Below are 17,870 nucleotides of genomic sequence, written 5' to 3'. Positions count from 1 at the left end.
TGCTTGATTGCTTGCCTCGGTGATCGTGAGCTTCCTCGGTCACAACCTGCGATCTCCGGGTCTCACTTGTCTCGCGATCACCAGGACGCTCCTAGGCGCCGCGCAGCTCACTTCATTTTTAAGCCAAAAACTTTAATACTGTCTTATTTTAAATAAAACCGGAGGAGGCTCATGCCCACACCGGTTTCATTTCATTATATTAACCTCTCAGTTCTGCTCCAAATTGTTCTGCACAGGCACTGACAATCTTCTCATGAATGGCATTCACTTCATCATCCGTTAAGGTCCGTTCCGGATCAAAATACACAAGTGAGAAAGCCATAGATTTTTCATCATCCGCAACGTGATCGCCCTCATAAACATCAAAGAGGCGCACAGATTTGAGGAGCGGTGAACCATTTTCCTTAATGACACGGTTAAGGTCTGAAGCAGCAACTGTTCGTTTAACGACTAATGCGATGTCACGTGTTGTCGAAGGGAAACGTGGCAAAATATGATAATCAATCGCAGGTTCCCCATGACGCAGCAGTGATTCAATAGCAATTTCAAACACATAGGTTTCATTGAGTCCGTGGTTAGCTTGTACCTTAGGATGCAGGGCACCAACATAACCAATCACTCGCCCATTGAATAAAATATCTGCGGTTTGGCCAGGGTGCATCCCTTCTCTTTTAGAAGGCTGATAGTCGATTTGATCACTAACCGCTAACGCATCAAACAGAGTTTCAACCATTCCTTTTGCTGAGAAGAAATCTACGTCCGTTGATTCACCTTCCCAATTTCGTTCAGTCCGTTTACCTGTGATGATTCCGGCCAAATGCTCTTCTTCAGCAGGCCTTGGATCACCGCTAACCGGAAGGAATACTTTTCCGATTTCATAGAACTTCACATTCGGCATCTGTCGATTCAGATGATATTGGACAACGTTAAGCAGTTGAGGAACAATACTTTGCCGAAGCGCCCCATGTTCCTCGCTCATCGGCCAAATGACTTGAGTTGGTGCCGTATCTCTCGTCTCAACCGCATAGGAGGAAGCATTTTCCTTTGTTGTCAAAGAATAGGTGTAGACCTGGCTCAACCCGATACTTTCCATCAATAGCTCCACTCTTCGGCGCATCTTCTGATACGGTGTCAGTGCTGCGTGCGATGATGTACCCTCAGGAAGCGTTGCAAGAATGTGATTATACCCGAAAATCCTACCGACTTCTTCAACTAGATCTTCTGGAATCGTGACATCAAACCGTCTTGCAGGTACGGATACATGCATGATTTCGCCTTCTCCTGTAACAGAGAAATTCAACCTTTTTAAGGTACCGGTAATTTGTTCACAAGTCAGATCCGAACCAAGCACTTGATTAATCTTCTGCCATGGCATTGTGATCTTATGTTCCGGCACTGTACGTTTTCCTTTTTCTACGATCCCTTTGAGCACACGCGCATGAGCAAACTTTGTAAGCAATTCTGCGGCACGGTCTGCAGCACGTGCAACGCGGTTCCGATCTATCCCTTTTTCATAACGGCTGCTGGCATCAGAACGCAAGGATAGTCGAGCGGCCGTTTTGCGGATGGTCATTGGATCAAACACTGCAGCTTCGAGCAGAACAGATTCAGTAGACGCGGAAACTTCTGTATTTTGGCCACCCATAACACCGGCAAGTGCAACACCTTTATGCCCATTCGTAATGAGCAAGTCATGAGCATTCAGCGCTCTTTTTTTCCCATCTAAAGTCGTTAATTCTTCATTGTCCCCTGCAAAGCGAACAGACACATGATTGGACCCGAACTTGTCATAATCAAAAGTATGCAACGGTTGACCATATTCCAACATCACATAATTAGAAATGTCCACGACATTACTAATTGGACGGACACCGGCTGCGATCAAGCGCAATTGCATCCAGCGCGGTGAGGGTAAGATTTTAATACCTGTCATCATTCGTGCACTGTAATAAGGAACTTTATCCTCGGCATCAACCGTGATACGAACCTTTTCAGCAGTTTCTTGATCCGTTTCCTCAACTACCGGCTCTTTAATTTGAACCGGTCGATCGAGAATGGCGCTCACTTCATAGGCAACACCGATCATGTTCATACAGTGGGCACTGTTCACAAGAATATCCAAGTCGAGAATGGCATCATCGAGATTCAAGTAAGGCAGTGCATCTTCACCCACCGGTACTTCATCGTCAAAAACATAAATGCCGTCTTCGTAAGGTGCCAAAGCCTTATCGACGCCCAGTTCACTCAGTGCGCATAACATACCGTTCGATTCCACACCTCGAAATTTTGACCGCCTGATCTTGACATTACCCGCAATCCTTGCACCGTTCGTGGCAACCGGAACCTTCTGTCCCGCCGCAACATTCGGTGCACCGCAGACGATCTGCACCGTTTCCGATCCTAAATTAACTTGGCACACGTGCAGATGATCCGAATCAGGATGCGGCTCACATGTTAACACTTCACCGATGACAATGCCCTTCAAGCCTTCCCCCGGATAGTTAATATGTTCGACCTCAATACCGGCATTCGTAATTTTATCTGCTAATTGTTCCGGCGTCACTCCGCTTAAATCTACATATTCTTTCAACCACTTATAGGAAACCAGCATGTTAATCTCTCCCTTTTACGCCCGATTAAATTGTTTCAGAAAACGAATATCGTCCGTATAGAAATTTCGAATATCTTCAATCCCGTATTTCAGCATGGCAATGCGTTCGGGTCCCATCCCAAATGCAAAACCGGTGTACTCGCTTGGATCAAACCCGGACATCCGCAGCACATTCGGATGAACCATACCGGCGCCAAGAATTTCAATCCAACCAGTACCTTTGCAGACTGAGCATCCATGTCCGCCGCACCTGAAGCAGGAAATATCCATCTCCACAGAGGGTTCAGTAAAAGGGAAGAAACTTGGACGCAGGCGAATCTCACGATCTGCTCCAAACATATGCTTCGCGAATACAGTCAAAATGCCTTTCAAATCACTTAGACGTACATTGTGGTCAACATAAAGACCTTCAATCTGCATAAACTGATGAGAGTGCGTGGCATCATCATTATCCCGTCGATAGACCTTTCCTGGACAAATGACTTTAACAGGGCCAACACCCTTATGCTTTTCCAAGGTATGTGCCTGAACCGGTGAAGTGTGCGTACGCATCAACAGATCATCCGTAATATAGAAAGAATCCTGCATATCACGTGCCGGATGATCTTTCGGTAAGTTCAGTGCTTCGAAATTATAATAGTCTTGCTCAACTTCAGGTCCTTCTTCAATGGAGAACCCGAGACCAATAAAAAGGTCTTCTACCTCACGAATAATCGAACCAAGCAGATGATGATTCCCGGTTTCTGATTTTCTTCCCGGCAATGTGACATCAACTTTTTCTGATTCCAGCTTTGTTTCAAGCAATTTATTTTCTAGGTATGTTCGCTTCTCTTCAATTTTCGTCGCGATCATTTTTCGAACATCATTGGCAAGTTGTCCGATAACCGGTCGTTCCTCAGCTGAAAGCTTGCCCATTCCCTTCAAGACTTCTGTGATTGGCCCTTTTTTGCCAAGAAAACGGACATGAACCTCTTGAAGCGCCTTTAATCCATCTGCCGAACTGATGTGTTCGAACGCCTGCTCACGCAGTTCAAGCAATTTCTCTTTTAACATCTCACTTCATCCCTTCACTTTTTGAACATCCTTAAAACCAAAAAAGCCCCGTCCCCAAAAAGGGACGAAGCGTCGCGGTACCACCCTTGTTGACAGCATGAATGCTGCCCACTTATAAAACGTTTAACGGCGAAAGCCGGCCTATTCTAGACCGGCATTTCACCGGGTTCAAACGGCAACTCAAGAGTGAATTCGTTCAACTCGTATCATGAGCATGCTTGCAGTCAATGACATACTCTCCCTGAATGGCGTCGTTGAATTACTAATCTCCATCACAGTTATTTTATTCCTATACGTTCATTGGAACGTGCTCAATGAACAACAAATCTTGTGACATTCTTTTCCTAGTATAGGCATTTTCATACACTTATGCAAGCCCACCAGATTGAAGCCAATATAACAAAATCCCAGAGGCAACTGCAACATTCAGTGACTCTGCTCTTCCCGCCATTGGAATCTTGACCTGCTGATCCATTTCTGCCAACAGCTCCGGAGATGCGCCATTTCCTTCATTACCAACCACTAAACCAAAATAAGGACGTTCAACCGTTACCTTATGCAGTTCATCTCCTTGGAGCGAAGAGCCGTACAGTGGAATTTTCTGGTTTTTCATTTCATCTGCCAGACTAAATAAGTTGCGGTGGATCACCGGGAGATGAAAATGGGAACCTTGCGCGGAGCGTAACGTTTTCGCATTATAGCCATCGACACAGCCATCACCGAGAAAAACAGCATCCAAACCAAATGCATCGGCCGTTCGAATCAGTGTACCTAAGTTGCCCGGATCTTGAACCCCATCCACCAACAAATAACGGCCTTGCTGTAATTGAATGGCTGACTGACTCATCTCACAAATGGCAATTATGCCTTGCGGCGTTTCTGTTTGAGACAGCTCAGTAAAGATCTTATGCGTGACCTGAAAAACTTCAATCGTGTCTAGCGGCCAATCCTGAGGAAGATGAAAAGCTACATCGATCAAAATCGTATTGATTTGTTCTTTTGCAGAGAACACAGCTTCTTGGACAAGATGCGGGCCTTCAAGTAAATACTGTTGCTCGCGGTCACGCCATTTTCTTATTTTTAGTTTTTTCCATAATTTCACTTTTTCGTTTTGTAAAGAAACCATTCGTCGCACACAAAAGAACCCCTTTAAAAACGGTACATAATTGCCCGCCTACTATCCATACTATACCATATCACCAGCATTAAATGCTCAAAGAAAGGAGTTCGTGACCTAATGGATTTAGACATTCGCCGTGCAGTGCTGCATAACTTATCGGGCAACAACAAACAACAGCTTCAGGATACAGTTGTTGATGCAATTCAAGACGGTCAGGAGAAGATGCTTCCCGGCCTTGGTGTGCTCTTTGAAGTTCTGTGGAACAAATCGGACAATACCTTTCGGGATCAGATGTTGACCCGTTTGGAACAAGGGGTATAAATGATTCATTCAAAAGAATACCGAAGAAATCGAGAGAGATCCTTCTCTCGATTTTTTTTGTTGAATAGGATCTTATATTAACGAACCTATGTCAGCATCATAAACTAGTTAATAAAAACGTGGAGCTGATTACATGGCGGTATGGATCGACATTAAAACATCACTACATGAACTAAACCTATTCGATGATCATCGATTACTTAATACGTACCCCATTGGCGTCGGCAAGATGGTGACACCAACACCAGCCGGAACATACACAATTATTAATAAACAAGTGAATCCAGGCGGACCCTACGGCGGACTTTGGATGGGACTTTCACGGCCACACTATGGGATCCACGGAACAAACGATCCGTCTTCGATTGGAAAAGATGTCTCACATGGCTGTATTCGACTCTTTAATTCAGATGTTCTTGAATTATCCTCTAAAGCTCCGGTCGGTACTCAAGTGGTCATCCATAGATGATCATAACCACCTGTACCCGTTCAGAGCTGAATAGTTCTTTCATTATTATTGTTTCATAATCTGGGCTTTTTCATTATTCCGCATTGAGCCACCAACTCATATACTGGATTATCACGTGATGGGGAGGTGTAGACTTTGTATAATAATCAACCTTATTACGGCGGAGCTTCTGATTGCAAAGGTGGATACGGCGGATATGGCGGGTATGGCAACAACTGCTGCAGTAATTTTGCTTTAATCGTTGTTCTGTTCATTTTACTTATCATCGTTGGGGCAACCTTTGTTTATTAATCATTACCTAACCTTCATTAATAATCATCATGTCACTCCAATGATTAGGGTACCTTGCACCAGGTACCCTTTTCCATATATGCTAAGAAGAATGGGGTAAAAACCGCCCAGTCCTTGATCTTGCATTGATTTTGCTTCGATTGCTCCTTGCCTGGGGCACCGTGAGCCTCCCCGAACACGCAAAAGTCTGCGGTATCTTGCCGGCACGTGATCTCGCAAGCGTCTCGCATCGCCACTTTTGAATGAACATCGCACCTCAACGTTTTATTCATTCCTATCTTTCAACAAGTAACACCCAAAAATTGGGCATTGGACTTATGCATTTGTCCCTTACATTTCTGAACTTCTAACATAAGATGAACTATCATGTGATAAGGAGGTTATTCACTCATGGGCTATGATGGTGGATACAGCCACGGTAGTGGCTTTGCGTTGATCGTCGTTCTGTTCATTCTTTTGATCATTGTTGGCACAGCATTCTGCTACTAATAATGGAACTGTATAGCCACAAGTTCCATCACCTCTCGTGATTCGAGAGCACCTGTCACCCGGGTGCTCTCTTTTATTCTCTCATGTACATCAATTAAAATGATCAATCATTAACTTTGCATTTTCATCGCCTTCCATATTATATGTATTAGAAAAACCAGGTTAAGCCTGGTCCTTGGCTATCACTCTTTATCCGGTTAATTCATCAAACTTTGTGCATAAATAACACTTCAGTTGCTCGCTTGCCGCGGGCAGTCCAAGAGCCTCCTCGGTCAAGCCACGATCTGCTGGGCCTCCTTTGGCCTGCAATCAACAGGAACGCTCCACAGGCGTCTCGCATTTTCATGTTTGAGCCTAAATTTTGACGAAATAAATGTCGTTCATCCGAGTATCTAAGTCCAAAATTTTATACTTTCTTTAGTTAAAACAAAACCCCCACACGTTAAAATAACGGAGGGGGGTTGAACAGCCGTACTTATTTAGCAGCTGCTTTTGCTTTTTCAGCGAGTGTTGTGAACGCTGCTGCGTCGTTAACGGCGAGGTCAGCGAGCATCTTACGGTTCACTTCAATGCCAGCTACTTTCAAGCCGTTAATCAATTTGCTGTATGATAAGCCATTGAGACGAGCGGCTGCATTGATACGCGCAATCCACAGTCTGCGGAAGTTACGTTTTGTTTGGCGACGGTCACGGTAAGCATAAGTCAGGGATTTGAAGACCTGTTGCTGAGCGACCTTAAACAGTTTGTGTTTTGCACCAAAATAACCTTTTGCTAATTTTAATACTCTTTTGCGTCTGCGACGAGTCACATATCCGCCTTTAACTCTTGCCATTGTAAAAACCTCCTAGAATGAGTCGTTCGAAACAGTCGTGTACATGGCTTCGAATCGACATTGAAAAATAAATCTAATTTTGTCGTTGAGATCAGTTATTAATCAGTTTCTTGAGCTTGTTAGCTAGAGTTGAAGTTGTAATTGCGCTCTTATCCAGATTACGCTTTTGCTTATTCGACTTGTGGCTGAACATGTGGCTCGTGAATGCGTGTTCACGTTTGAACTTACCGGTACCCGTTTTTTTGAAACGTTTTGCGGCACCTTTGTGTGTTTTCATTTTTGGCATAAAAAGATTCCTCCTGGTGGAGTCGGTATCTAAAAGCAGCCGAAATTGCTGATAAAAACCGCTCCTATAATCGCTGTCTTACTTTTCGGCTTTCGGAGCGAGCACAAGAAACATGCTACGTCCTTCCATTTTCGGCTTCGCCTCAACAACACTGACATCTGCGCATTCTTCAGCGAGTTTCTCAAGTACTTGCTTTCCGAGATTAGAGTGCGTAATGGCACGCCCTCTGAATCGAACAGAAGCCTTGACCTTGTCACCTTTTTCAAGAAATTTCTTGGCATTGCGCATTTTCGTATTGAAATCATGCTCTTCAATACTCGGACTCAGTCGAATTTCTTTAAGATTGATGACTTTCTGGTTCTTTCGTGCTTCGCGTTCTTTCTTCTGTTGTTCAAAACGGAATTTGCCGTAGTCCATAATCCGGCAAACAGGCGGTTTAGCACCAGGCGCAACCATAACCAAATCCAAGTTTGCATTATGTGCCATAGTCAGGGCTTCCGCCTTTGACTTAATGCCAATCTGTTCCCCATTTTGACCAATCAAACGAACTTGCTGAGCACGAATCCCTTCGTTAACAATCATATCTTTGCTAATATTGAGCCACCTCCAAATAAATTTGAGCAAATCGTTGGCTAATTGAGCAAGCAAAAATGCGGGCGCAAATGCGCCCGCATAAATTATCAATTCATCATCCATACCTGGCAACAGCATTTCTGCGTCGAACAGGTGAGAAGCCGGGCGCCTCTACTTAATTCGTTGTCAATTCCTTAATTACTATAGCATGTTAAGAAATGGAATGCAAGTACTGAATCCAGTTTATGCGTTAATTTTCTCTCGATTATCAAGCAGAAAATCAAACAACATATCATGGCTGACCTGCTTCGCTTCGTTTTCCAGGCCGAGTTGACGAAGAATTTCCAGTCCGATCGGAAGCGCTGTACCCGCTGCTCTAGATGTGATCACTTTTCCAGAAACAACGACCGGATCTTCACTATATGTCGCTTCTTTAATATGATCACGGAAATCCGGATTGCTGGTTGCTGTTTCGCCTTTTAGAACGCCGGCGCGTTCAAGTGCAATCGGTGCTGCGCAAATTGCGGTGACCAGCTTCCCACTTTCCTTGTAAGAGCGAATTAGCTTCTGAGCACGAGCATCGTCTCTCAAATGAGCTGCTCCCTTAGCTCCTCCAGGAAGATAGATGCCGTCAAAGTCTTGTAAGCCTTCACTGTCTATGCTTCTATCTGCTTTCACAAAGATATGCCTTGATCCTTCGACTAATAGATCAGCCAATGAACACAGAACAACGTCAACGCCTCCTCGGCGAAGTACGTCAATCACCGTCACTGCTTCTGTTTCCTCGAATCCCTCAGCCAATAGCACAAGAAATCTTTTCATCTTTCTTCACTCCCTGCTCCATCTTCTTTAATCGTAACATATTGGAGCTAGCAATCAAAGTGACGTACTCAGTCATAAAAATTGTGTACCCTTTTCTAAGCGTGCGGCAGCTCTTCTCATTCGTTTAGTTCTATTCATCCAGCTCTCCTCCTTCGTTTTATTCACCTGATAATAATTACCGAATGTAGCGTCTATGTTCAAATCGCTTGTCAATGATCTTATTTCTCAATGCATCAATTCGTTTGCGATCCTCATACTGTTGCTGCGCAGATTGTGAATGATTAATTGATAAAGTAAAGGTCAAGGCAAATACATGAAATGTGAACATCATATCCCCCCCTTTCTCCTTTGGAATTTTCTTTTTTAGAAATCCTGCCTGGTCAATAGGCATGTTAAAAGTCACCGAAGCGTCCTGCATGATCTTCCACCCTTTCTTTTCATATTCTTGTTTCCTGTTCGCGTGAAAATATTCCACGAATAGTTGTGTATATAAAAGTGCAACGAAAATCGCAACACTTCATACCTTTGGTCATTTGAAAAATTGAGCTCACGCACCAACTGGTAAATGGTTGATCGTTTATATCTTCGCTGTATTTTTCTTCAAAAAAAGACCGCACGACAACACGTCGCTACGGTCTAAAAAAGAGCACAAAAAGACCGCAGTCAGTGGAGACCTGCGGATTTATTCTTCGTTCATCCCAATTCAAGAATCAATGGAATCAGTATACTAATGAATCGCCCGTTGAGGTCATCCGGACACAATATGCAATTGATAAGACGTTGGCTTTCAATCCTAATGTCATCATGTTCTGATGACCTCCTTTCAGTGATTTACATTCATATTATAGTTGGTAAATTATTCAAAGTAAACCCTAAATAAACAAAATAGGCATTTTTCCATCCGCAATCATGATTCAGCCGGAGTAATCACTACCATTGCCAAGATGTAACGTGCGCCGTGCGAAACAGACACGCTCCTCGAATACGCGATGTAGTGTCTTCATCATGCCATGCTCCGGCCGATCCGTATAGACAATCACTTGTTTCGGAGCGAGTGCAATCAATGACAAAATAATAGACGGTTCGGCTTCGATACCCCATTGTTTTAACAGCGGATAAAAGGAACGCACCGACTGCACATTACGAATCAAACGATGATGTTCATCGAAGAGCTTAAACGGATGTTCATCATAGACTTCAATTTTTTCACAAAGCGGCTTGTATGCATGAACAATTCGTCTCAGCTTGTCTACAAACACCTGATATTCTTGTTCCAGCTTATATTCATCAATGGCAATCTCCACATACTGACGCAGAACTTCTCGATAAGCCGTTAAACGAAAACGAATAATGGACTGAAAAGAGAAGGTGTTATGCTCTTTCAATACACCCTCCAGAGACGCCATGATTGTTTCATGACGATCTTGGAGTGTGCCGGTATGGGGCAAATCATCTTTTTCTCCAGAAAAAATTGCAGCTACGATATTTAAGATTGTTACTTTCTCTTCAGCATCTGTAAAATAATAATACTTTTCAATAATAAACATAATCCATTTTTTTTCATATTTCTCAATAATATATCGGGTAATCAATTGTGCAAATTCTCTATAGTCTGCCGTTTTCTGCGGAAAAACAGCAAGTCGGCTGTTTATCAGCATGACACCGGTAACTTGTCTGAAGGAAGAAGGCATTCTTCGGTAGAAATCAGCAGCCTCTTGCTGGGTATCAAAAACAATGTCCAATGGTTCATCCTCCCCGTCCCAACTTATATAAAGACTATATGGGAGGAATTCCATATTCATGCTTTACAGTTTAAATTATTTTAGAGCCTCATGACGTATTATCGACGATTGGCGCCTTTCATAGTAACGAGATTTGTAAAATGGCGGATGCGTTCCATTAATCGTTTGGCCTTGACGTTCTCAACGCCGCTTTTCTGTGAATAGGAGAAATGATCCTCAAGTTCATCATAATTAAAGTTTGAGGTATAGAGCGTTGGGAGATGGTCCATCATCCGATACTGGAGTATACTGCCAAGTACTTCATCACGAACCCATGGCGTAATCGTTTCTGCTCCGATATCATCAAGAATGAGCAGCGGTGTCTTTTTCAATACATCCAATTTATTATCAACCGTATTATCTTGAATAGCCCCTTTAATTTCTCTGAAAAAGTCAGGGACATAGACAATGAGTGACGCAATATGTCTGCGTTCAGCCAGTCGATTCATAATGGCGCCCATTAGATAAGTCTTACCAACGCCAAATTCACCGCATAAGTAAAGTCCTTTTGCTTCTTCTGGATTATCTAAATAAGCTTTCACAAACTCGCCTGCTGCTAGAATGGCTTGCTGACGCCCTCCGTCAACTTTGTCAATGGATTCGAATGTCGCTTGAAGAATATCCTTAGGAACATAGTAACTGCGGATCAGCTCACTTTGTTGGCGCTTCGATTCACGTTCTCTAAGTAATGGACATGGTGAGAAAGACAGTGAAGGTGTACCCTTATCATTAATCAGCTCAGGTCTGTAGCCCTTCATCATATTTGGACAATTCTCAAGCCCAGGACAATTTGAACAATGTTTTCGTTCTTCAACAAACTGAAACAATCGCGATAGACTTCTGGACCAGGCTGCTGAATCAATGTTAGGATTCTGCTCAGCAAATTGATGAATAGCCGGATTGTTTCTAAGCTTTTCAGCGATCTGCTGCCAATTTCCCGAAATTGATTTTCCACCAGTGATCCCCTTAAATAATGATTGAATTGGTTCCATAGAGTCTCCTCCTTTCCTATCAAATATTATTCAAATAATCCTCAAGCCACTTAGCCCGCTGTTTCACTTCTTCATCGTTAGCAACCGGTGAATTCTTTTGCTTCTTTTGATTTTTCATCCATTCAGGAATAACCTCATGATGCTCATTCCGATTTGGCTTGCGGTTGTTGTAGTTCTTTTTCACCGAACCTGAAGCAGGTGCAGTCTTTATCTGGGCACGTTTTCTCTGCTCTTCTCTCGCGTAAGACATCGCTTGCCGTACAGTGCGCACATTCGCTCTTGCCCATTGTGCCGCCACTTTCTCGACAAATGATTTATTGAGATTATGATCATTAACTTTGGTAATATAATCGATAAGGACATTGATCACACCGGGATTAAGTTTCGTATCAAACATCAAATTTTCGATGAGTCGGAGATCCGGTGCAGCCGGTTTACTTCCTTGTCCGAGCGCCTGTAATAATTGATAAGGCGAATGCTGTTCATACCAGGCAATTAATTGTTCTTCCTCATTTTGAGGGGCATTCGTGATCTCTCGTTCCTGCTCCGGTTGTGCGCGTTCATAAAGGGCAGGAAGTTCATCAGCCCCATGTTCAAGCAGGTAGAAATCCCGCACCTCTTTTCGGAGCACTTCAATATCCACTGTCCCGGTATGTAAGGCAGCGGATTGAAGGGCGCGACTCATATCATAGGGATCAACCTGATAGATAAAAGCCAGTTTTTCAATCGACGTTTTCACTTCGTCGGTAAGCGCATCTTCAGAAAGAATCGCATCTGAAAGAAAGGCATTCATTTTCTTGAAATCGAAGGTATTGTTAAAATGAATTGCCCGTGCTTCTTCCCGTGCTTGCCATGAACCTTTGGTTTGTATAGCCCTCATCTCATCCGGAGATTCTTCAGTAGGCATCGATTCAAACACGTCATCAAAAGATACAGAAATGTCCTCATATTGATTGAGTTCAAAAGAAGAAGATGCAAATTCCCGGCTCAATTTCTTATATTCTCTCGGGCCAACCTGACGGTAGAGGAACAAATTCAAAAATCCGTCTTTGAAAAAAAGATCTGGTGTCAGCGGCGGTTCAAGACGATATAAGAATTGACTTGGATTCACATCTTTCTTTTTCAACGTCTGCAATAATCCGATTGCTTCAAGTTTCTTCCTAGCGGTGAGTATTCGGTCCAGAGATACATTCATCGCACCCATAAGATGATGATGGGTAAGAAATTCTTCTGAATCATCCGTCTCTTGCCAGAACGTGAAGTAGAGACTTACCGCTTCAATACCAATGATTGGCTGGTAGAGACAAGTAATCACACGTTGATCAGTCGAATGGAGCAGTCCTGCCGATTGCACGCGGTAATGATCACCCGGAAGTACTTCTTTCCATGATTGCAGCATGCCCTTTCCTCCATTCTGCGTACCTGCGCAGAATTCAGTGATCCGATTTCAACCGGTTTCCCTCAATCGGTCACTTCTTGCTATTTTTTTCTTTTTCCAGCTGATCTTTCAATTCCTGAATCTTCTTGGCAAATACATTAATGTCTGTAAATTGCCTATATACAGAAGCGAAACGGACATAGGCCACTTCATCCACTTTCGCAAGTTCATTCATCACAATTTCTCCGATTTCATGACTGTTTACTTCTGAGCGTCCTTCATCACGAAGTGTTTTTTCAACATCATTTGCAAGCCGTTCGAGCCGTTCAAGCGGTACCGGACGTTTCTCACACGCTTTAATCAACCCGCGCAATATTTTTTCATGACTAAACGCTTCACGGTTGTCACCCTTTTTCACGACGACAAGCGGCGTTTGCTCGACCTTCTCAAATGTCGTAAACCGATGATGACACAACTCGCATTCTCTGCGTCTTCGGATCGCCCGTCCATTGTCAACCGGACGGGAGTCCAGTACTTTCGTCCCCATTTGTTTACAGCTTGGACAGCGCATTATTTTCACCTCATTCGCTGTTTCGATAAACTTATTGTAACGTACCGGACACCGGTTGAAAAGCCGAGCCGGTACATGTTGTTATGGATCTTTTATACTAGAGACCACTTCTTAATTAGTTTGGCTAATTGTGCCTCAGTTTGTTCAATAGAACCATTATTGTCAATGACCGCATCTGCCTTTCGTACCTTTTCAGTAAGCGGTAATTGTGCATGAATCCGTGCACGAGCTTCATCCGAACTGAATCGATTTCTAGCCATTAATCGTGTCCTTTGGTTCTGTTCTGTAACAGTGACAACAATGATCTTATCCACTAAAGTCTCCAGTCCGTTTTCAAAAAGAAGTGGAATGTCAAGAACCACGGTTTGTATGCCTACTCGCTCAAGTTGGTCCAATTCTTTCATCATTCTTTGACGAATGACAGGGTGCATTAAGTCATCCAATTGTTTGCGTTTCTCGGCATTTTGAAAAACGAGTTTTCCAAGCTTGCGTCGATCCAGATTGCCCGATGGGAGAATCATCTGACCACCGAATTGTTTCGCTATTTCTGTCAATGCCGCCTCGCCAGGTTCAACCACTTGTCTGGAAATGACATCTGCATCAATGACAGGGTACCCCTGCTTAATGAACCACTTTGAAACGGTACTTTTTCCACTTGCAATGCCCCCGGTCAAACCAATTTTCATCATTTAGCTTTCCCTCGTGGTTGGCAATGTGGGCAATAGTGTGTCCCTCGCCCATTTGCTTTTATTTTCTCAATTGGGGTACCGCAACGCTCGCATGGTTCGCCCTTTCGCCCATAGACATTCAATTGTTGTTGAAAAAGCCCCATATGTCCTTGACTGTTGACAAACGTACGAATCGTGCTACCACCGAGCGAAACTGCAGCACGCAACGTAGCAACAATAGCCTCCCTCAAATCTTCCAATTTGCTTGTCGATAGATCACACGCCGTGGTTAAAGGATGAATGCCTGCTTTAAAGAGCGATTCATCGACATAAATGTTTCCAAGGCCAACGACAACGGTCTGATCGAGCAATACTTGTTTGATCGTGCGTCGTGTGTTTTGACAAGCAGCCACAAGGTGTTGGGTGGTCAACTCCGATGAAAGTGGCTCAGGGCCAAGTTTTGATAAGGGGAGATGATTCCATTCCTCTCCTTTTCGAAAAAGATGCATGGTCCCAAACTTTCGTACATCGCGATAACGGAGTGCTGTATTGTCAGTAAAATGAAAAATAATATGGGTATATTTATCAACCAGCTCATTCTCAGGATCCAAGCGGTAACGGCCTTCCATTCTCAGATGTGAAACGAGCACAAAATCATGAAATTGAAAAAGCAGGAACTTTCCTCTGCGCCGAACGTCCTCCAACGTTTCACCAATTAATTGTTTTTGAAATTGATGAATATCTGCAGGTCTTCGAATGATATTGGGCCAGCGCACTTCAACATCTTTCACGGTCTTTCCAATCACCAGGTCATTTAATGTCCGTTTCACTGTTTCCACTTCAGGTAATTCCGGCATGATGTCCCCTCCTTATGTCTCTCTATACACGACCTAATCGCCCGGCAATCCCTTAGTTCTTTCGGATCATTTTGCATCATACCAAGTGGGGCCATAGGAACATTCGACTTTTAATGGAACATTTAATTGAATCGCGTGTTCCATCACATCCGGGACAATCTGTTGCATCCGTTCAATCTCCTGTTCCGGAACTTCAAAGATCAATTCATCATGAACTTGAAGCAACATTCTTGTGGTCAACTGTTCTTCTTTTAGCCGCATATCCATATTAATCATTGCCTGTTTGATCACATCTGCTGCGCTCCCCTGAATTGGGGTATTCATTGCTGTCCGTTCTGCAAAACTGCGGCTATTAAAATTTCGACTATTAATATCCGGCAAGTAACGGCGGCGGTTTAAGAGTGTGGTCACATAGCCTTCGGTTCTCGCCTTTTTGACAATTTCGTCCATATAACGTTGAACGCCCGGATAGGTTTGCAAATATTTTTCAATGAATCGAGCGGCTTCCTTCCGCGTGATTCCGAGATTCTGCGAGAGGCCATAATCACTGATCCCATAAATAATCCCAAAGTTAACGGCTTTCGCATGACGTCTCATGAGTGCGGTCACTTCATCCTTGTCCACACCAAACACATCCATCGCCGTTTTGGTATGAATATCCATACCTTCAATAAAAGCTTCCTTCAAATTTTCATCATCGGCAATATGCGCGAGTACACGGAGCTCGATCTGTGAATAGTCGGCTGAAAATATTTGCCAACCTTCATGAGTCGGGAGGAACGCTTTACGTATTTTTCGTCCTTCTTCGAGACGAATGGGTATATTTTGCAGATTCGGATCGGTTGAACTCAGCCTACCTGTTTGTGTAAGTGCCTGATTATAGCAGGTATGTACCCTGCCTGTCTTCGGATGAATGACTTTAAGTAAGCCTTCTACATAGGTAGACTTGAGTTTTCCTAATTGGCGATAATCTAAAATTTTCCCAATAATTTCATGCCGTCCACGCAATTTTTCAAGCACATCGGCAGCTGTTGAATAGCCTGTCTTCGTTTTTTTCACTGGGGGAAGCTGTAATTTTTCAAAAAGAATCTCTCCCAATTGCTTTGGCGAATTAATATTGAACGTCACGCCTGCCATTTCGTAAATAGACTGTTCAATGACGTTCAGTGTGCGATCAAGTTCATCGCCCATCGCCTTTAACGTCTCACTGCTTGCCTTAATCCCGGTGAATTCCATCTTAGCAAGCACGCGGGCAAGCGGAAGTTCTAAATCAAACAGCAACGCTTTTTGTTCATTATTCATCAGTTCTTCGATGAGTTTAGGCTCTAATTGAAGTAAGGCTGCAGCCTTGTTGCCCAGATGTTGCGCCTGACCGTCGCCTTCTGGGATTTTCCTTTTTGCCCCTTTGCCATAAAAAGCATCATCCGTTTCAATGGTCGCGATCCCACGCTTTCTTGCCAGAAATGCCAGATCTTGCCCTGCTTCCGCCGTATCAATCAAATAGGTAGCAAGTCGAACATCAAATGCGGCACCTTGTAACTTGATCCCCCGCCAGTTCAATGCTACTTCAGCTTGTTTACTGTCCAAGAGCACTTTTTTCATTGTCGGGTCTTCTAGCCAGTTACAAAAAGTTTTATCATGGAGTGCTTGATCGGTCTCAATAAAATAAGTGCCGACTGCATTGGATACGGCAAACCCCAAAATATCTCCATAATGGTAATTCTCATCGAGCATCTGAACAATTAATGCACTAGGGGATACGAGCTGTTCCGCTTCAAAATGACTGATGACATCCACCGAAACGGCAGTATGGTCCGATGCAGGTTCTTCCACGTCTGAATCACCGAGCTTATCAAGCAAGGATTGAAACCCAAGCTCTTGGAACAATGCCCGCAATCGATCCGTCACCTTGTTTTCATAAGCACATGCATCCACGGTCAATGTGAGTGGGGAATGCTTATCAATCGTTGCAATTTGTTTACTTAATAATGCTTGAGCTTTATTGTCTTCCAACTTTTCCTTCAATTTTTTTCCTGAGACGTCGTCAAGATGTTCATAGACGCCTTCCACCGTTCCAAATTGCTTCAAAAGTTTGGTTGCTGTCTTTTCGCCAACACCGGGAACACCAGGGATATTGTCTGAAGTGTCACCCATCAGGCCCTTTAGATCAATAACGGCTTCGGGTTTAATCCCGTAGCGTTCATGAACCATGTCCACATCATAATTCACAGTGTCGGTGATCCCTTTTCTGATCAGCGATACTTTGATTCCATCATCCACAAGTTGAAGATAATCCTTATCCCCTGTGACAATCCGGACGTCAAATCCTTCTTCATGTGCCGTCCGTGCCAAGGTGCCGACAATATCGTCCGCCTCATAATTCTCTAATTCGTACCTTCGTATCGCCATTGCATCAAGCAATTCATGAACGAGCGGAAATTGTTGTGAAAGTTCTGGCGGTGTTTTCTGACGACCGCCTTTATAGTCCTTATATGTTGCATGGCGAAAAGTTGTTTTGCCAGCATCAAAGGCAACAAGAAGATGCGTTGGTTGCTCTTCCTCAATTACTTTCATGAGCATCATCGCAAAACCATAAACCGCATTCGTATACATGCCCTGATTATTACTAAGTAGTGGTAGAGCAAAAAAGGCGCGATATACAACATTATTTCCATCAATTAATACAAGTTTATTCATCATTTTCCTCCTGAAATGCAAACGAAAACCTGTGCTGCTTATGATTATATTCTAAAGCA

Annotated in this window: 19 protein-coding genes and 1 other annotated feature; of the genes, 4 read left to right on the top strand and 15 right to left on the bottom strand. The window is 43.5% G+C overall.

The window, feature by feature from the left end; translation table 11 throughout:
• Positions 1-199: 199 nt before the first annotated feature.
• From pheT to NIE32_RS07560, 3 genes are all read right to left on the bottom strand, one after another.
• Complete coding sequence (pheT, locus tag NIE32_RS07570) at positions 200-2,611, bottom strand: phenylalanine--tRNA ligase subunit beta (protein WP_253054442.1); 2,412 nt, start codon at positions 2,609-2,611, stop codon at positions 200-202.
• 15 nt (positions 2,612-2,626) lie between these two features.
• Positions 2,627-3,664, bottom strand: a complete 1,038-nt coding sequence (gene pheS, locus NIE32_RS07565) for a phenylalanine--tRNA ligase subunit alpha (RefSeq protein ID WP_253054440.1) — start codon at positions 3,662-3,664, stop codon at positions 2,627-2,629.
• Between the two features lie 57 nt (positions 3,665-3,721).
• Positions 3,722-3,949: a binding site (T-box leader), on the bottom strand.
• Between the two features lie 82 nt (positions 3,950-4,031).
• Entirely contained in the window at positions 4,032-4,790 is a 759-nt protein-coding gene (locus NIE32_RS07560) for a TrmH family RNA methyltransferase (protein ID WP_253054520.1), read from the bottom strand.
• Between the two features lie 111 nt (positions 4,791-4,901).
• Here NIE32_RS07560 and sspI point away from each other — a divergent pair, with 111 nt between their 5' ends.
• The 4 genes from sspI (at position 4,902) to NIE32_RS07540 (ending at position 6,354) form a co-directional block, all read left to right on the top strand.
• Positions 4,902-5,105, top strand: coding sequence for a small acid-soluble spore protein SspI (gene sspI, locus NIE32_RS07555; protein ID WP_253054438.1), 204 nt, complete (start codon positions 4,902-4,904; stop codon positions 5,103-5,105).
• 133 nt (positions 5,106-5,238) lie between these two features.
• Positions 5,239-5,574: a L,D-transpeptidase gene (locus NIE32_RS07550; RefSeq protein ID WP_253054436.1), complete on the top strand. Its 336-nt coding sequence runs from the start codon at positions 5,239-5,241 to the stop codon at positions 5,572-5,574.
• A gap of 135 nt (positions 5,575-5,709) precedes the next feature.
• Positions 5,710-5,865, top strand: a complete 156-nt coding sequence (locus NIE32_RS07545) for a YjcZ family sporulation protein (protein ID WP_253054434.1) — start codon at positions 5,710-5,712, stop codon at positions 5,863-5,865.
• A 390-nt stretch (positions 5,866-6,255) separates the two neighbouring features.
• Positions 6,256-6,354: a YjcZ family sporulation protein gene (locus NIE32_RS07540; protein WP_253054433.1), complete on the top strand. Its 99-nt coding sequence runs from the start codon at positions 6,256-6,258 to the stop codon at positions 6,352-6,354.
• Positions 6,355-6,829: 475 nt separating this feature from the next.
• On the opposite strand, the gene rplT is transcribed toward NIE32_RS07540, so the two are convergent.
• The 12 genes from rplT to polA all read right to left on the bottom strand — a co-directional run bounded on the left by rplT (position 6,830) and on the right by polA (position 17,811).
• On the bottom strand, positions 6,830-7,186 hold the full coding sequence (gene rplT, locus NIE32_RS07535) for a 50S ribosomal protein L20 (RefSeq protein WP_253054431.1): 357 nt from the start codon (positions 7,184-7,186) through the stop codon (positions 6,830-6,832).
• A gap of 91 nt (positions 7,187-7,277) precedes the next feature.
• On the bottom strand, positions 7,278-7,472 hold the full coding sequence (rpmI, locus tag NIE32_RS07530) for a 50S ribosomal protein L35 (protein ID WP_249096039.1): 195 nt from the start codon (positions 7,470-7,472) through the stop codon (positions 7,278-7,280).
• 78 nt (positions 7,473-7,550) lie between these two features.
• Positions 7,551-8,054 (bottom strand): translation initiation factor IF-3, encoded by a 504-nt coding sequence (infC, locus tag NIE32_RS07525; protein WP_253054518.1) that lies wholly within the window; start codon positions 8,052-8,054, stop codon positions 7,551-7,553.
• A 234-nt stretch (positions 8,055-8,288) separates the two neighbouring features.
• On the bottom strand, positions 8,289-8,867 hold the full coding sequence (locus tag NIE32_RS07520) for a DJ-1 family glyoxalase III (RefSeq protein WP_253054430.1): 579 nt from the start codon (positions 8,865-8,867) through the stop codon (positions 8,289-8,291).
• A gap of 175 nt (positions 8,868-9,042) precedes the next feature.
• Entirely contained in the window at positions 9,043-9,285 is a 243-nt protein-coding gene (locus tag NIE32_RS07515; protein ID WP_253054428.1) for a hypothetical protein, read from the bottom strand.
• 496 nt (positions 9,286-9,781) lie between these two features.
• Complete coding sequence (locus tag NIE32_RS07510) at positions 9,782-10,609, bottom strand: putative sporulation protein YtxC (protein WP_253054426.1); 828 nt, start codon at positions 10,607-10,609, stop codon at positions 9,782-9,784.
• 98 nt (positions 10,610-10,707) lie between these two features.
• Positions 10,708-11,640, bottom strand: coding sequence for a primosomal protein DnaI (gene dnaI, locus NIE32_RS07505; protein ID WP_253054424.1), 933 nt, complete (start codon positions 11,638-11,640; stop codon positions 10,708-10,710).
• A 19-nt stretch (positions 11,641-11,659) separates the two neighbouring features.
• A complete protein-coding gene (locus NIE32_RS07500) occupies positions 11,660-13,039 on the bottom strand; it encodes a replication initiation and membrane attachment family protein (protein WP_253054422.1) in 1,380 nt (459 codons plus the stop codon).
• Positions 13,040-13,109: 70 nt separating this feature from the next.
• Complete coding sequence (gene nrdR / locus NIE32_RS07495) at positions 13,110-13,589, bottom strand: transcriptional regulator NrdR (RefSeq protein ID WP_253054421.1); 480 nt, start codon at positions 13,587-13,589, stop codon at positions 13,110-13,112.
• 92 nt (positions 13,590-13,681) lie between these two features.
• The gene (gene coaE / locus NIE32_RS07490; RefSeq protein WP_253054419.1) at positions 13,682-14,278 is read right to left on the bottom strand and encodes a dephospho-CoA kinase; all 597 of its coding nucleotides are present in this window, start codon (positions 14,276-14,278) and stop codon (positions 13,682-13,684) included.
• Positions 14,275-15,114: a DNA-formamidopyrimidine glycosylase gene (gene mutM, locus NIE32_RS07485; RefSeq protein WP_253054418.1), complete on the bottom strand. Its 840-nt coding sequence runs from the start codon at positions 15,112-15,114 to the stop codon at positions 14,275-14,277. Before mutM ends, coaE begins: the two co-directional genes overlap by 4 nt.
• A 66-nt stretch (positions 15,115-15,180) precedes the next feature.
• Positions 15,181-17,811 (bottom strand): DNA polymerase I, encoded by a 2,631-nt coding sequence (gene polA / locus NIE32_RS07480; RefSeq protein ID WP_253054516.1) that lies wholly within the window; start codon positions 17,809-17,811, stop codon positions 15,181-15,183.
• Positions 17,812-17,870 lie beyond the last annotated feature (59 nt).

This window comes from Sporolactobacillus kofuensis, from assembly GCF_024125425.1.
GTDB classification, from domain to species: Bacteria; Bacillota; Bacilli; order Bacillales; family Sporolactobacillaceae; genus Sporolactobacillus; species Sporolactobacillus kofuensis.
Note: the sequence above shows the minus strand (reverse complement) of the source record. Positions and strands in the feature narration are given on the sequence as shown.

Bases quoted from the DNA above. Each gene is read 5' to 3' on its own strand.
- pheT (WP_253054442.1), bottom strand. From the start codon at position 2,611: ATGCTGGTTTCCTATAAGTGGTTGAAAGAATATGTAGATTTAAGCGGA.
- pheS (WP_253054440.1), bottom strand. From the start codon at position 3,664: ATGTTAAAAGAGAAATTGCTTGAACTGCGTGAGCAGGCGTTCGAACAC.
- NIE32_RS07560 (WP_253054520.1), bottom strand. From the start codon at position 4,790: ATGGTTTCTTTACAAAACGAAAAAGTGAAATTATGGAAAAAACTAAAA.
- sspI (WP_253054438.1), top strand. From the start codon at position 4,902: ATGGATTTAGACATTCGCCGTGCAGTGCTGCATAACTTATCGGGCAAC.
- NIE32_RS07550 (WP_253054436.1), top strand. From the start codon at position 5,239: ATGGCGGTATGGATCGACATTAAAACATCACTACATGAACTAAACCTA.
- NIE32_RS07540 (WP_253054433.1), top strand. From the start codon at position 6,256: ATGGGCTATGATGGTGGATACAGCCACGGTAGTGGCTTTGCGTTGATC.
- rplT (WP_253054431.1), bottom strand. From the start codon at position 7,186: ATGGCAAGAGTTAAAGGCGGATATGTGACTCGTCGCAGACGCAAAAGA.
- rpmI (WP_249096039.1), bottom strand. From the start codon at position 7,472: ATGCCAAAAATGAAAACACACAAAGGTGCCGCAAAACGTTTCAAAAAA.
- infC (WP_253054518.1), bottom strand. From the start codon at position 8,054: ATGATTGTTAACGAAGGGATTCGTGCTCAGCAAGTTCGTTTGATTGGT.
- NIE32_RS07520 (WP_253054430.1), bottom strand. From the start codon at position 8,867: ATGAAAAGATTTCTTGTGCTATTGGCTGAGGGATTCGAGGAAACAGAA.
- NIE32_RS07515 (WP_253054428.1), bottom strand. From the start codon at position 9,285: ATGCAGGACGCTTCGGTGACTTTTAACATGCCTATTGACCAGGCAGGA.
- dnaI (WP_253054424.1), bottom strand. From the start codon at position 11,640: ATGGAACCAATTCAATCATTATTTAAGGGGATCACTGGTGGAAAATCA.
- NIE32_RS07500 (WP_253054422.1), bottom strand. From the start codon at position 13,039: ATGCTGCAATCATGGAAAGAAGTACTTCCGGGTGATCATTACCGCGTG.
- nrdR (WP_253054421.1), bottom strand. From the start codon at position 13,589: ATGCGCTGTCCAAGCTGTAAACAAATGGGGACGAAAGTACTGGACTCC.
- coaE (WP_253054419.1), bottom strand. From the start codon at position 14,278: ATGATGAAAATTGGTTTGACCGGGGGCATTGCAAGTGGAAAAAGTACC.
- mutM (WP_253054418.1), bottom strand. From the start codon at position 15,114: ATGCCGGAATTACCTGAAGTGGAAACAGTGAAACGGACATTAAATGAC.
- polA (WP_253054516.1), bottom strand. From the start codon at position 17,811: ATGAATAAACTTGTATTAATTGATGGAAATAATGTTGTATATCGCGCC.